This window comes from Sphingobacterium wenxiniae (assembly GCF_900116225.1).
Taxonomy (GTDB): Bacteria; Bacteroidota; Bacteroidia; order Sphingobacteriales; family Sphingobacteriaceae; genus Sphingobacterium; species Sphingobacterium wenxiniae.
In genome coordinates this window covers 91,883-106,754 of sequence record NZ_FOZZ01000012.1, presented here as the reverse complement: position 1 = coordinate 106,754, position 14,872 = coordinate 91,883, and the positions used below count along the sequence as shown (strand labels likewise).

Annotated in this window: 14 protein-coding genes; 7 read left to right on the top strand and 7 right to left on the bottom strand. The window is 39.7% G+C overall.

Annotated features, from left to right (window positions below; genetic code table 11):
- The 3 genes from BM375_RS14630 to BM375_RS14620 all read right to left on the bottom strand — a co-directional run.
- On the bottom strand, nt 1-290 hold a 290-nt coding region (locus BM375_RS14630), incomplete at its 3' end, for a transposase (RefSeq protein ID WP_170852682.1).
- Nucleotides 291-602: 312 nt separating this feature from the next.
- The gene (locus tag BM375_RS14625) at nt 603-1,055 is read right to left on the bottom strand and encodes a GNAT family N-acetyltransferase (protein WP_212611692.1); all 453 of its coding nucleotides are present in this window, start codon (nt 1,053-1,055) and stop codon (nt 603-605) included.
- A 48-nt stretch (nt 1,056-1,103) separates the two neighbouring features.
- Complete coding sequence (locus tag BM375_RS14620) at nt 1,104-1,547, bottom strand: acyltransferase (protein ID WP_093367132.1); 444 nt, start codon at nt 1,545-1,547, stop codon at nt 1,104-1,106.
- A gap of 375 nt (nt 1,548-1,922) precedes the next feature.
- Here BM375_RS14620 and BM375_RS17235 point away from each other — a divergent pair, with 375 nt between their 5' ends.
- Both BM375_RS17235 and BM375_RS14615 read left to right on the top strand, forming a co-directional pair.
- Nucleotides 1,923-2,075: a hypothetical protein gene (locus tag BM375_RS17235; protein WP_170852681.1), complete on the top strand. Its 153-nt coding sequence runs from the start codon at nt 1,923-1,925 to the stop codon at nt 2,073-2,075.
- 78 nt (nt 2,076-2,153) lie between these two features.
- Nucleotides 2,154-3,056 carry a class I SAM-dependent methyltransferase gene (locus tag BM375_RS14615; protein ID WP_093367131.1) on the top strand — a complete coding sequence of 301 codons (903 nt, stop codon included), beginning with the start codon at nt 2,154-2,156 and terminating at the stop codon, nt 3,054-3,056.
- Between the two features lie 59 nt (nt 3,057-3,115).
- On the opposite strand, the gene BM375_RS14610 is transcribed toward BM375_RS14615, so the two are convergent.
- The 3 genes from BM375_RS14610 to BM375_RS14600 form a co-directional block, all read right to left on the bottom strand.
- Entirely contained in the window at nt 3,116-4,906 is a 1,791-nt protein-coding gene (locus BM375_RS14610; RefSeq protein WP_093367130.1) for a hypothetical protein, read from the bottom strand.
- A gap of 87 nt (nt 4,907-4,993) precedes the next feature.
- On the bottom strand, nt 4,994-5,836 hold the full coding sequence (gene purU, locus BM375_RS14605; protein WP_093367128.1) for a formyltetrahydrofolate deformylase: 843 nt from the start codon (nt 5,834-5,836) through the stop codon (nt 4,994-4,996).
- A 195-nt stretch (nt 5,837-6,031) separates the two neighbouring features.
- A complete protein-coding gene (locus BM375_RS14600) occupies nt 6,032-7,894 on the bottom strand; it encodes a DNA topoisomerase IV subunit B (protein ID WP_093367127.1) in 1,863 nt (620 codons plus the stop codon).
- 164 nt (nt 7,895-8,058) lie between these two features.
- Between BM375_RS14600 and BM375_RS14595 the strand changes: the two genes are divergently transcribed.
- On the top strand, nt 8,059-10,068 hold the full coding sequence (locus tag BM375_RS14595) for a transglutaminase-like domain-containing protein (protein ID WP_139227613.1): 2,010 nt from the start codon (nt 8,059-8,061) through the stop codon (nt 10,066-10,068).
- 37 nt (nt 10,069-10,105) lie between these two features.
- Here the strand turns inward: BM375_RS14595 and BM375_RS14590 are convergent, their stop codons facing one another.
- Nucleotides 10,106-10,609, bottom strand: coding sequence for a cupin domain-containing protein (locus tag BM375_RS14590; RefSeq protein WP_093367124.1), 504 nt, complete (start codon nt 10,607-10,609; stop codon nt 10,106-10,108).
- Between the two features lie 163 nt (nt 10,610-10,772).
- On the opposite strand from BM375_RS14590, the gene BM375_RS17625 reads away from it, so the two are divergent.
- From BM375_RS17625 to atpB, 4 genes are all read left to right on the top strand, one after another.
- Nucleotides 10,773-12,992, top strand: coding sequence for a helix-turn-helix domain-containing protein (locus BM375_RS17625; RefSeq protein ID WP_093367123.1), 2,220 nt, complete (start codon nt 10,773-10,775; stop codon nt 12,990-12,992).
- 57 nt (nt 12,993-13,049) lie between these two features.
- Entirely contained in the window at nt 13,050-13,277 is a 228-nt protein-coding gene (locus tag BM375_RS14580) for an AtpZ/AtpI family protein (protein WP_093367122.1), read from the top strand.
- Nucleotides 13,270-13,674 (top strand): hypothetical protein, encoded by a 405-nt coding sequence (locus BM375_RS14575; protein ID WP_093367121.1) that lies wholly within the window; start codon nt 13,270-13,272, stop codon nt 13,672-13,674. The genes BM375_RS14580 and BM375_RS14575 overlap by 8 nt, the downstream gene beginning before the upstream one ends.
- Before the next feature lie 96 nt (nt 13,675-13,770).
- Complete coding sequence (gene atpB, locus BM375_RS14570; RefSeq protein ID WP_093367120.1) at nt 13,771-14,853, top strand: F0F1 ATP synthase subunit A; 1,083 nt, start codon at nt 13,771-13,773, stop codon at nt 14,851-14,853.
- The last annotated feature ends 19 nt before the right edge of the window (nt 14,854-14,872 follow it).

Sequence of the window (14,872 nt, the reverse complement as noted above, 5' to 3'; positions counted from 1 at the left end):
ACGATCTTAGGCTCGAAAGTGCCGTTTCGGTCACGACCGCTCTCCAGTTCAAAATGACCCGATTGGAGGCTTCTTACGGTCTTTTTTGTCTTCCCGTTTTTACGGTTCGACTCTCCGGAAGCTTTATTCTCCTGCAGGTGGTGATCAAGCTCTCCTTCTAACATCGATTCCAATAAGTGTTTTAGCATAGGGGCAAAAACACCGTCTGTACCACCCATTTTCTTGCCTTTATAAAGGCCTTTCATTGCTTCTTCCTTGAAGCGCTCAAAATCAAATTCCTCTTTTTCCATTTGCTGTGTCTAATATAAAAATTCTTTATTTGACACAGTTTACTTTACACCCTCGTGAAAAAGCCTAGCCTCTTAGTCCAAGTTATATCCATAAGACAAGGGGATGGCACCTTTTTATTAAAAAGCGCTTTCACGACTTCAACACATAGGTTTTAAGCCTTCTTATTTTTACAATGCAGAATAATTTTCTAAAAATAAACCTCCTTATAATCGCTATAATCGCTTATAAAGAGGTTGTTTTTGATAGTATTTGATGTCTTTACTCTGAAAATTTGAGTTGTGCAACGGTTACCCTTGTTAGCGGTTCGGGCTTTACTGATTAAAATTGCCTAATTTCATTCTTAATAGTGGGTAGTTTCTGCCTTGGTCGTCCTTGTCTGTTCTTTCATATGTTTCAAATCCGAATTTTTGATAGAATTTAAAAGCTTTTGTGTTTTGCTCATTAACGTCAAGTTTGTCCGCATTTAGTTCTTCTACGGCAAAATTCAATAATTTACGTCCAAGTCCTTGTCCAAAAACATTTGGGTCTAAAAAGAGCATTTCTACTTTTTTGTCTGCAACTCCAATAAAGCCCAAAATCAAGTTTTCGTTCATCAAGCAAAAAACCTGAAAGTCATTAAAATTTATGTTACTTACTAATTCCTTAATTTCTTTAAAGTCATTTGGGGTCAAAAAGTCGTGTGTTGCAAGAACGGAATTTTCCCAGATCGTTAAAATCTGTTCTTTATAATTGTCATTATATTTATTTACCGTATAATTATCCATACTTATTTTGTTTCTTTATTTGAAAGGTTATTGTTTATGTTGTTGTATTTAATAAAAGTTGAAAATCTTACTTAAATATATCGTTATCAGCAAACAAGTCCCTATTATCAATAAGTTTACCAAGGCTCTAAAAATCCATTTTATATGTGATAGGTTATAGTTAATCTGTTTTGAAATAACTACAACAAATCCCATTAAAAGAAACCAGACGGTAAAGAATAGTGAAATTTTTCCTCTTATTATAGTTGTTACCAAATCGTGAACCAATCCGCAAAAAATAAATGTGAAAATTACAGCAAGTCCAATTGGGAATATCTTTTTTAAAGGTTTAAATATTTTTGTGCCTAAATAATATCCGAATATTGGATTCCAAAAATTCCAAAAAACAGAAAAGTTTTTAGCACCAAGCGACCTTTGTAAATTATTACGAAGTGAGTTTGAATGACCGATTGGAACACCGTTTTTCTTTTTTACATACTCTGATAAATTCATTTAGTTTTATTCTGTTTTTTTTTCTTTTTCTATAGAAGTGTATCACATTTTGCAAAATGCTTAATAGATTTTTTTGAATTTGTTGATATCCGCACGGTTGCTCATAGCCTGACCGCCAACTTATAAATATACGAAGTTTTTCCAAATCAATCAATTTCTTATCTTGTTGTTTATCAGTTAAATTCCTCTTTTATGCCTTTGAGATATTGAAAATACGAACCTCTATGGATATTGAAAATACGAAGGCTGTTTTTGACCCTAATTTGTTTCAGATTTCATGGGGTACGCACAACGGTAAAAAAGTAATTTGGATAAAATTCGATTACGACCAAAATCTTATCCAATAGCTCCGAAGTCAGACAAAAGGCTTGGCAGGTGGCAGACAATTCGTATCATCGCCAAGTTTGTGTACTGGACGCGGATGTAGCTGGTAAAGACGTTTTGCTCAAAATATCCGAAACCAACCTGCCCGAATTTCAAAAATACCAAAACCTTCTCAGCCTAACGCCATTAGAGCGTATCCCATAGAAAACACAATCTATTAAATGGCTTTAGCCAAATAAATCTTTTCGCTACCTTTGTCAAAATAAAAATCCATTAATAACATTGACTTCAACTACAGATATACAGCTACTGACACCACAGCATTGGAAAGATTATGAATTAATTGATTGTGGTGATTTTGAAAAATTGGAACGCTTCGGTGATCTTATTTTGATTCGTCCCGAACCGCAGGCCGTATGGCCTAAAGCTTTGGGCGATGCCGAGTGGAACAAACGTTACCATATTAAATTTAGAGGCCGTTCGGCGACATCTGGCGATTGGTTGAAGAAGAACCCCAAAACACTGGATCGCTGGCATATTGCGTATAAAAATAATGATGCCGCCATTAAGTTTCGTTTAGGGCTGACTTCCTTTAAGCATGTTGGTGTTTTTCCGGAACAAGCAGTTAACTGGGATTATATCTCACAGTCTGTGCGTTCATTTTCCGCTGAAAAACCAAAAGTGCTGAATTTATTTGCATACACCGGTGGAGCATCTTTGATAGCAAAGGCTGCGGGTGCGGATACGACACACGTGGATTCTATTAAGCAGGTGGTGACTTGGGCAAATGAAAATCAAGAAATCTCGGGTTTGGATAATATTCGTTGGGTCGTGGAGGATGCGTTGAAATTCGTGAAACGGGAATTAAAACGTGGCAATAAGTATAATGGTATTATTTTAGATCCGCCGGCTTACGGACACGGACCGAAAGGAGAAAAGTGGAAATTGGAAGACCATATCATGGAAATGATGCAGGATGTGATACAACTGCTGGATCCGAAAGAGCATTTCCTTATTTTGAATACGTATTCCTTAGGATTTTCTTCGGTTATTGTTGAGAACTTAATCAAGACTGCTTTTCCGCAGGTGGAAAACTTAGAAATCGGTGAATTATATCTTCAAGCTACGGCTGGTCCTAAATTACCATTGGGTGTCTTTGGTAAGTTTAGAAAAATAGCAAAGTAAAAAACAGGCTATATCTCGATATAGCCTTGTTTTATTTTTATATATAGTGATTGGTCTTGCTATTTAATGAAGGATAAGTTCTCTAAAGCTTTTTTTGCATGCATGAGCTGTGTAGCAATACTTTCCCCAGCGTATCCCGAAAACGTTTTGTTGAATTCAGATTTTAAAGATTCGTAGTAGCCAATCCCTTCTATAAGCTGCTTTTTGAATTTCTCCAGATATTTTATCTTTTTATCGTTTACTTCCCGCCAGTTTGTCTCTACATATTTTTTGATATGATCTACATAAAGGTTTAGTTCATTGATAAAAAACGGCGGACGCTGAATACTCGCCAGAAGATTCTGACGACCATATATATGATCCACCATCTGTTGTAGCGAATATGTTTTTTTGAAATAAACGGTATTGGGTCCTGGACAGATGGCTACAGCCGTGTTTTCTCTACTCTTTTGGATGTTATAGTGAACGTAAGCTGAAGTTGCCAACCCCTGGCATAAGCAGATTTTTTCGGTAATTTCCTCAAATCTTTCCTGATGTTGTTCCGTTGGAAGTTTTTGTGCATCCAGTTCCTTGAGCTTCAGGTTTTGGTATTCGCGAGAAGCAGTACAAATCGGTTCGGTGGTGAATTCTTGGTTGGAAACTAAATATTTCTTCGTGCAGGGACTTCCCGGACGACCTTTGTCGATACGCTCTAAACGTTGTCTTTCAGCCGAAGTGTTTCGAAAATTATTGAAAGGAACACCTAAAGGAGAGGCACCGCTGACATAAAAATCATCTGAGGTAGCTTTTACCAAACATTCTAAAGTGTCTTTGTCGACTGTTGTCGCTTCAGGAACCAATAAGAAAGGTGATCCCCATCCCGTGCGGTCAAAGCCGTAATGATTTAAGAGAAAATGCTGTTCGTTGGCTGTTCCGATTCCACCTTGTACCGTATATTTTATAGATGGTTGCAGCGTGAGGGAAATACCTTTCTCCTGCAATGCTTGTTCATAGATGGGAAGTAACTCTTTGATGAGTGCGGATTTATTGTTTTTGAACTCTTCTAAGATTGGACCTAGTAAGAAACCGTCGGTCGCGAAAGCATGTCCTCCACAGTTCAGCCCTGATTCTACACGGAATTCAGAAATCCATAGTCCTTTTTTTGCCAAAAATTTAGCTTGGATAAGGGCTGAACGATAATCGGATACTTTTAGAATAATTCTCTTGTTAAAAGTGCCGTCCGCTTGGGGGTAGAATGCTGATAGTTCAGCTATATAAGCATATAAACGGGGATTCATTCCTGCAGAAAGAATCACCGAGGATTGCAAATTAGACTGCGCAAAACCACGGATGGCGGATAATGCATCGGAAAATTGTTCTGCTAAAGGGATGCCATGTGCATCTGTATTAATTTTGTCTACTTTAGACATAATATTCACATCAATGTCGCCGGGTACAATAAACTGTTTTAAACCTCTTTGTAATGCTTTTCTACTGTCTATATTATCCGTTTGGAGCATTTGCAGGTATAGTTTTTTTGCTAAACTTTGCTCTGGCAACAATTCGAAATATTGTTGTAGATCTTTGTTGCTGTCAAAATTACCTTCTAGCAGATCCTGAATCTGTTCTTGTACAATTTCCTGAACGAGATTAAGGTAAGCTGTAATCCGTTTTGCTCTATAATCGTGCGCTTTTTTGCTTATAGGCTCGTACGCTTTTTGATAGCAACCCGCATAATAATGACGCATGCGTTCTATAAGTTCGTCGTCTACGATAGACATGACTGAAGAAATTCCGAATTTTGCAACTTTGAGTGGTGTGTCAATCGAAAAAGCCAGACCTAAAACGGGGATGTGGAAATGATGCTCCATGTAATACTGATATGGATGCAAGTTCCAGAAAGATTAGCTAAAAGAAAGTAATCTCAGCGGTATAAAAATATGATGTTCATCATGTTGCTATTCAAATACGACTGTTTTATTCCCTTGAAGCATAACTCGATCTTCCGTGAGTAACTGTATAGCATGGCTCAATACGGCTTTCTCAATTTCCTTTCCAGCAGAAATAAGTCGTGGGACATCGTAACTGTGGTTAATGGACTTGGTCCGTTGTACAATAATAGGTCCTTCATCCAAATCGTTTGTAACAAAATGAGCCGTGGCACCAATGATTTTTACACCTCGGGTATAAGCCTGACGATAAGGATTGGCACCAATAAAGGCAGGTAGGAATGAGTGGTGGATATTGATAAGCTTGTTCTCAAATTGGGCAACAAAAGTAGGGGACAATATACGCATGAACTTGGCCAGGATAATATAATCAGGATTGTAAGCGGCAATCTTATCCGCTAATTCTGCTTCAAACGTTTCCTTGGTTTTATGCTCATGCGTGACATGATGAAATGGAATGTCAAATTTCTCCGTAAATTCTTGTAGGCTTTCATAATTGCCTATAACAGCTTCTACTGTAGCATTCCATGTTTTGAAAAAATGCCTGGTCAGAATATCTGCTAAGCAATGGTGTTCTTTGGTGACCAAAACAACAATTTTTTTATCGTTAGCCGGGTTGATCACCACATCAACTTGTGGAGGCAGGTTTTGCTCCAGCTCCTTTTGTAAACCATCCACATGCTCCACAACGCCCGAACAGACCACACGTATGAAGAATTTCTGATTGGCTTCATCCACAAATTCACGCATGGAAACTATGTTCATCTGGTGTCGTGCTATCACATTGGAAACACTGGATACCAATCCAGTACTATCCTTACACTGGATCAAGATTAAGGTTTGGTTGTGCATATTTTTAAAATAAAACCTTTATGGTTTAATTATTGATTAAAGGGGGTGTCTAAAACGCTAAACATCATCGTCATTGCGAGGCAACGAAGCAATCTAATGATGTCAAAAACGCAGATTGCTTCGTCGCTGTGCTTCTCGCAATGACCCGTTTTTACGGTTTGCGAACCTTTTAGACACCCACTTTAAAATACTCTCTTATACAGCTATTGCCGCAGCTTTAGCAAGCTCTTCTTCCAAATCTACTTCAACGCGTAAATTCTCTACAATATGTTTCTGTCGATCAGGAGTGTTCTTGCCCATGTAATATTCTAACAGCTGAGGCAATCGGTTTTCTTTAGAAAGAATGACCGGATCTAAGCGCATATCCTTACCGATGAACAAACCAAACTCAGAAGGTGATATTTCACCCAATCCTTTAAACCGTGTTATTTCCGGTTTACCGCCTAATTTGGCGATGGCACGTTGACGCTCTTCATCGGAATAGCAATAGATGGTCTCTTTCTTATTCCGCACGCGGAAAAGTGGTGTTTGGAGAATAGAAACATGTCCTGCCTTTACTAAGTCTGGGAAGAATTGTAGGAAAAAAGTTAACAACAATAGGCGGATGTGCATACCATCTACATCGGCATCGGTAGCAATCACGATATTGTTGTAGCGTAATCCGTCCAGACTATCTTCAATATTCAATGCGTGTTGCAGGAGGTTAAACTCTTCGTTTTCGTAGACAATCTTTTTAGACATGCCGAAGGAATTCAAAGGCTTTCCCTTTAAACTGAAGACAGCTTGCGTTTGTACATCACGGGATTTGGTGATGGAACCACTCGCAGAATCACCCTCCGTAATGAAGAGCGTGGTTTCCTGATTGCGTTCATGCTTGTCACTAAAGTGCAACTTACAGTCACGCAATTTCCTGTTGTGTAAAGATGCCTTTTTAGCGCGTTCGTTTGCTAGTTTTTTGATGCCGGCGATGTCTTTGCGTTCGCGTTCGGATTGTAGGATGCGTTTTAACAGTGCATCTGCTGTGTCAGCATTTTTATGTAAATAATCGTCTAATGCTTTTTTGACAAAATCATTGATGAAAGTCCTTACGGTGGGTCCTTCTGGACCAATGCTCTGTGAACCTAATTTGGTTTTGGTCTGCGATTCGAAAACAGGTTCCTGCACTTTGATGGCAATTGCCCCAATAACGGATGCACGAACATCGGACGCGTCAAATTCTTTTTTGTAAAACTCCCGAATGGTTTTTACGACGGCCTCACGGAACGCGGCTTGGTGCGTACCACCTTGTGTTGTGTGCTGACCATTGACAAAGGAATAGTATTCCTCGCCATATTGTTGACCATGGGTCAGCGCAATCTCAATATCCTCTCCACGAAGATGGATAATTGGGTAGCGCATGGATTCGGTATCGATATTACGCTCCAAAAGATCCTTTAGTCCATTTTCTGATATGAACTTTTGACCGTTGAAATTGATGGTCAGACCGGAATTAAGGAAAACGTAATTCCACATCATATTCTCTACAAATTCCATACGAAACTTGTAGTTTCTGAAGATTGTATCGTCTGGGTAGAAGCTGGTTGCTGTACCGTTTCGCTGGGTTGTTTCTTTCTGTTCGTCGCTGGTTAGTTCCCCACGGCTGAATTGTGCAATACGGGTAACACCTTGGCGATAGGATTGAACTGTAAATTGATTGGACAGCGCGTTGACGGCTTTGGTACCGACCCCATTTAACCCTACCGATTTTTGGAAAGCTTTACTGTCATACTTACCGCCCGTATTGATTTTGGAGACCACATCTACTACGGAGCCAATTGGAATACCACGACCATAATCCCGCACGGATACTTTATTGTCGTGTACGGTAATGTCGATAGTTTTACCGGCACCCATAACAAATTCGTCAATGGAGTTGTCTACAACTTCTTTCAGCAGGACATATATCCCATCATCGTAGGCAGAGCCATCGCCCAGCTTCCCAATGTACATCCCCGGACGCAGTCGAATATGTTCTTTCCAATCCAGCGACCGTATGCTGTCTTCGTTATATGTAGTCATATGGTTATTCTCAGTTTTACTTTGCTAACAAAAATATGAAAAAAAGTACGGATGAGAGAAAAGACAATAGCTATACCATGTTTTTGAGAATTTCTCATGATATATCGTCTTGCATGATACTTATTAAATCCTTATTTTTAGCCAAAAGCGTAATTTTAATATTTATGGAAGAAATAGAGAATAAATATAGTATTGAAGCGCCGGCCGCTTGGGCACCACAGTTGTCAGATGAAGATATTTTAGAAAAGATTAAAGAGAGCGATTTTTCTCAACAGCAGTATGATGATGGTAAAGATTTCTGCTATTTTCTGAGAAAGATTGAATATACGGATGATACGCAGAATGCCGAATATAATTGTATGGCTTATTCTGTGCAGCAACCGGGCACTTTGGAGTTTGCTTCTGTTAATGAATATGTACTTTATACATCGGAGCGTATTGTTTTTCATCGTATTGCTGTTCTGCGAGATGGGGTATTGTTGGATAAATTAGCAGATACAAAATTTAAGGTATTAGATAATGAAAATCAAAGTATAGACGGTGTAATCAACAGCTCCAAGAAGGTAAATATTACGATCAAAGATGTGCGGTTGCATGATATTTTGATAGTGGAGGATACACGTGTGCTGACTTTTACAGAGAAGGATTTCCTGCGCAAAGAACTGATTAAATATATGTGGTTCAGTCCAGATGTGTATTGGGCGTATGGCAGTTATGAATTTGATTTTGTTAATCAACGGACTAAGCCAATATCGTATAAAAAGATGTTTTTTCGGGATGAGGAGGGTAATCTGCAGCCAGATGAGACGGGAACATTAGCACCTGGTGAGTGTTACAGCATGAAGTTGGAGAACTTTAATAATGGTGTGGACGTTAACCGGGAAGTGTATCCATTTATAGATTTTGCAACAGCTCATTCTTATGAGGAGCTTGTGGATTTTGTCCATCCGTATTATCAGACGGCTGTCAGCACGAAACCGTTGGCGGAATATGCTGCAGATCTCGTGCAGAAGTTGGATGCTCTTGAGGAGTTGGAGACTAAGATAGCTTTCGGTATTGAGTATGTGCAGAACAATGTGCGTTATATCTATAACGAGGAAGAGATGCATGGGCACCGGCCACAAGACCCTTGGGTGACTTTTGAGTTTAAGCAAGGTGATTGCAAGGCAAAGACGGTGTTGATGAAGTGTGTGTTGGATTATCTGGGGGTAGATTCGGAGATTATATTGGTCAATTACAATGCAGACTTTTACCTAAATTATTATTTGCCTTCATTGTTCAACTTCAATCATGTGATCTTGAAAATTAATCATAATGGAAATTCTTATTTTGAAGATGCAACCTATCGGGATGAATATGGCACTTTAGGCAATCGTTCTTTTATCAGCTTCCTGAATTACCTGCCTATTAAACCTCAGGCTACTTTACAGCAAAGAGAAAGTTTTACCTATCCGGATTTTGCAATTTATGATGATATTTTGTTGGATGTAAAAGAGAATGTGGGGTATATCACCGTTAAAACAACATATCGCTATGGAAGAGCTAATTCTACACGTCGGTATTTTAAGAACACCAATAAGAAAGCGATTGTCGATAACATGAACAATTTTGCATTCGCATGTTTGGATATGGTTGAAGGTGAAAATAGTAGTGATAAGCGGCAATTGTTCAAAAATGCGGAAATGAATATTGTAGAAGATGATAAGGTAAACAATATTGTTGTCACGGAGTATAAGGCTTCTGTCGATTCTCCTTATTATGTAGGCACCGGGGGACATAAGTATTTGAAATTCTATGATTCGAATATCGTAAAACAGCATTTGAAAGATTATGTCCATAAAGACATTACGCATTGGCAGGTGTTTGATTCAGAAAAGTATCGGGTGACCATCCGTACGGATAAGCCGATCAAGATGGATGACGAGTATACCAATAAGCAACTCAATTTGGATTATCAGCATTTCAAATATAGTCTCAAGAAAAAGGTGGATAAATATGGAGCTACGGCCGATATTGAATTTATTCCGCTTTGTAATGTAGAAGTGCCGGTTGCGGAAGTAGCAGATCTTCGAGAGAAATATGCTGCTGTAGGGAAAAGTGCATACGGCTTGGGTGTTTCGATGGCTAAGCCGGGTCTCTGGGATTCAATTAAGGGAATATTTGGAGGTAAATAAGATGAAAAGCTCGCGATTATCGCGAGCTTTCCCCCTTTTATCTACCAAAATCGTCTTGTACACGTACGATATCACTTTCATCAGAAGGGTTCGAAGCATCCGTGTGCTGCCAAATTTCAGCAATGACCCCATAACCTTCTAAGCCAATTAAACGGTGGCGTTCGCCCTGGGATAGGCGGATGAACTCGCCCTCGGTTAGGCGTTTTAATTCGTTTTCTTCATCGGTATTGGAAGTAACGACGCCAACTTCTCCCTGTACTACACGCCATATTTCTGCACGGCGATGGTGGTACTGCCAAGATAGGCGTTTCTGAGGTGCAACGATTAAGATTTTTGGGCTCAATTTCCCTGAAATTCTTAATTCCTGTACATCTAAACCATCAAAATATTGGTCTGCAAATTTTTGTGCTTGATCTTCGTTGATAACGAAAAAACCACCCCAAGGTCTTGTTTGGTCAATGTTATCGATGCCAAAGCCTTCGTTTTTTAATCTTTCTTCTATTTGGCTAAATAATTCGCCTTTATCAATATACTGTGCCATTTTTCTTTTTTTACGTGAAGGTAGAAGTTTTTAATGAAAAAAGCAATTGCATCTGTTGACTTCAAAAGTTTCTTTTTACACCATACAGATTTACCTTCAATTGATAGCCCCATATATTTTTCTTACTTTTGAGGTTCAGCGAAGATTTTCTAAATAAATATCCATGACAGCAATAAAATTTGATGAGCAAAATAAGGCTTTTATTCAAGCGGTTTCTTTTGTTAATCAAACCAATCAACCTTTGTTTTTGACAGGAAAGGCTGGGACGGGGAAAACCACATTTCTGAAATATATCCGGGAGAATTCCTATAAAAAAATGGCGATCACAGCCCCTACGGGCGTGGCGGCAATGAATGCCGGAGGAACGACCCTACATGCTTTGTTTTGGCTGCCTTTTGGAACTTTTATTGAGGATTATCCGTTGCAATGGAACGAGCAGGATGGACATATCTATAATAAAAGCCGGCTTTTTTCGACAATTAAGCTGACCAAGCAACGCCGTGCGTTATTGCAGGAGTTGGAATTGTTGGTGATAGATGAAGTCTCGATGGTACGGGCTGATACGTTGGATGCGATTGATGTGATTTTGAAATCCGTTCGTCGGGATGCGCGGCCGTTTGGAGGTTTGCAGATGCTGTTTATCGGGGATCTGTACCAATTGCCGCCGGTAGTGCGTGATCACGAATGGCAGGTGCTTCGCGACCATTATTCCAGCGCTTTCTTTTTTGATGCAAAAGTGCTGCGTGAAAATCCTCCAGTGATGCTGGAGCTGAATAAAATTTATCGGCAAAGTGATTCAGGATTTATTGACCTTTTGAACAATATCCGTAACAATCAATGTGCAACGTCCGACCTGGATAAATTACATGAGCATTATAATCCCGAGTTTTCTCCACAAGAAGGGGAGCAGTATATTACTTTGACCTCGCACAATAAATTGGCCGACCAGATCAATCAGCAAGAGTTGGCGAAGTTGTCGGGTAAAATGTATCAGGTGCGTGCTGTTGTAAAGGATGAGTTTAGTCAGGGAGCTTATCCTGCAGAAGAGTTGCTCGCTTTGAAGATCGGGGCGCAGGTTATGTTTATCAAGAACGATACCGGAGAAGATCGGAAGTACTTTAACGGTAAAATAGGTGTGGTGAAAGAATTGTTGCTGGATAAACATCAGGTAGTCGTTGGGTTTAATGATGGTTCGGAGGATGTGGTGGTTCGTCGTGAAACTTGGGAGAACATCCGCTATAAATACGATAAAGGAGAGGATAGAATTGAAGAAGAGGTGTTGGGTACTTTTTCCCAATTTCCGTTGCGGTTGGCATGGGCAATAACTATCCATAAGAGCCAAGGTTTGACGTTTGATAAAGCTGTTATTGATGCCGGGACATCCTTTGCCGCAGGACAGGTCTACGTGGCGTTAAGCCGGATGACGGGTTTGGACGGTTTGGTACTGAAATCCAAGATTCCGATGCATGCTATCCGTACAGATGGACAGGTGGTTAATTTTATGCAGCGTATGATGGCTGAGGAGGAAGTGAACAAAATGTTGGAGGTTTGCCAACGAAACTATCTGGGACAGATTTTGTTGCAGAGTTTCCGATGGAATGGTCTGGTGGAGACAGCGGAAGAGCTCCAGAAATCGCTTGCAGACCGAAATGTCGAAGGTAAGCCTGAAGCCTTGACTTATTTTGAGTCATTGATACAACAGCTGAAAGAGCAGGAGAAAGTTGCGAATAAATTCATTACGCAGCTTTACAGTATGTTGAGTGACAAAGCGCAGTTAGACTATAGTAAAATCTGTGAACGTAGTAAATCCGCCGTAGCTTGGTTCTTGCCAAAGTTTGATGAGGGTGTCTTGTTGCCCACGCAAGCGCATATTGATGCCTGGAAGATTAAAAAACGGACGAAGAGATATGTAGAGGAACTGAAATCGATGTTACTGGATTTCCGACGTAAAAAAGAACAGTTGGCACATTGTCTGACTATTGCCGATATTCTCACACAGGAAGGAGATCTTTCGCAGATGGTGGATAACATGAGTCGCACTGAACGTAGTAAAGATACCTCAGTGAAGCAGGAAGATGATGATGTGGTGAAAGACACAAAACAAATTTCATTGGATATGTTTCTAGATGGGTTGACGGTAGCGGATATTGCCCTGAAAAGGGGCATGGTGGAAGGTACGATTTATGGTCACTTGATTAATTTTGTTGGCACGGATATAGAAGCCGAAGAGCTGATGGATAAGGATAAGCTGGAGCACATGCTGGCGGTGCTACGCAAGCATGACGGAAAGTCTTCTTCGGAAATGAAGATGATACTGGGTGATGATTACTCCTATCCGGAAATCAAGCTTGGGCAAAGGGTCTTGGAAGTAGAGAATGCTTGATAAGCAAGATTGTACTTAAGGAATGCATAAAAATACTATCTTTGACCACAGAAGACCATGAGCGAAAACAAACCCAATAATAAGAAAAACCGATGGCTGGTGTTTGCCAGTATGCCTATACAGATGGGGGTGACCATTTATCTTTTTTATTGGGTTGGCAGTTGGCTGGATGGGAAATATGAAGTGGAAGGCGAGTGGTGGATGAAAGGACTGACGATGTTAGGGGTTGTAGTCTCTATGTATCAATTTATTAGACAAGTTAACTATTTGAATAAGGATGAATAATTACCTGAAGTTTTTGTTGCTTTTGGTTGGTGTTGCTGTATTGGGGTATGCTGGGCATACTCTTGTATTGACTAAATTGGATGTGCAGGTCTATTGGGAGCAGACGGGTTATACTTTATCTGGATTATATACGTTTTTTGGCGTTGCTTCCTTGTTGGTTGTTTTGCTGTTATGCGGGGTGAAGTATGCTATGCCTACTTATGTGGCTTTTGCATTTTTGGCTGGTTTTGTGTTGAAGGCTCTGACCGGCTATTTATTCATTCGCCACGGCTTTGGCCTCTTGGAAAATGACTTCTTAGAGTATAACTTTTTGACGGTGTTTTTCCTCTTTCTGTTTTTTGATGTATACGTTGCGTACGTGCTTGTAAATCAGGATACAACAACAGCAGAAAAATGAGTGTTCAAAAAGTTAAAAAAAGTTTAAGGAAATATGAATTAATGCCAAATAAAATTGTATTTTTGCGCAAATTTTAATACAATCTACATAATCAATATGGTGAGTCTTAAAAGAGCACTTTTATATTTTACGGCACTGTTTTTTGCAGTAGCGCCTGTGGTAACAAAAGCTGCAGAGGACACGATAGGAGAGAAGTCTCAAGCTGATGAAATCAATGAATACATTGCCCATCACTTGGAAGATGACTATTATTTCTCTCTTTTTGCAGATAGCGAGGCAGGCAAAGTTTATGGGTTTCCATTGCCCGTTATCTTGATTGATGGCGGTTTGAAAGTGTTTTCTTCGGGAGAGTTTGACCATGGGAAACAAGTTGTAGAAAAGGATGGGCAATATTACAAATTGTACCATGGTAAGATTTACAAAACAGGTGCTGATGGCGTGTTGGATTATGATGATAAGCACCACCCAACCAATGCAAAACCTTTGGATTTCTCCATCACTAAAAATGTTGTTGGATTAATGCTTGCAGCTTTGATTATGTTTGTTGCCTTTACTTCATTAGCGAAGACATACAAAAAAGGTTCTGGCAATCTGCCTAAAGGTGCAGGTCGCTTCTTAGAACCATTGGTATTGTATGTTCGTGATGAAATGGCAATTCCTAACATCGGTCACCGTTACAGAGAATTCATGCCATACCTATTATCGGTGTTTTTCTTGATTTGGATTTTGAACCTTCTGGGTATGACCCCACTTGGCTTCAATGTGACAGGTAATATCACTGTAACATTCTGTTTGGCTATTTTAACATTCTTGATTACAAATATCAAAGCGAATAAAGATTATTGGAAACATATTTTCTGGATGCCGGGTGTACCTGTGCCATTCAAATTTGTGCTCGCGCCAATCGAGGTGTTGGGCATGTTTACCAAGCCTTTCTCGTTGATGTTGCGTTTGTTCGCTAACATTACGGCTGGTCACTCGGTTGTAATGGGACTTATTGCCATTGTGTATTTGTTCCAGAATCAGTTGACTGTTCCGGGAAGTATCGGTGTGTCACTAGCTTTATCATTGATTTTGTTCTTTTTGGAACTATTGGTTGCTTTCTTGCAGGCCTTTATCTTTACCATGTTATCTTCATTGTTCATTGGTATGGCCGTAGAGGAACATCCGCATCACTAAGAATTATTGTTTAATTATA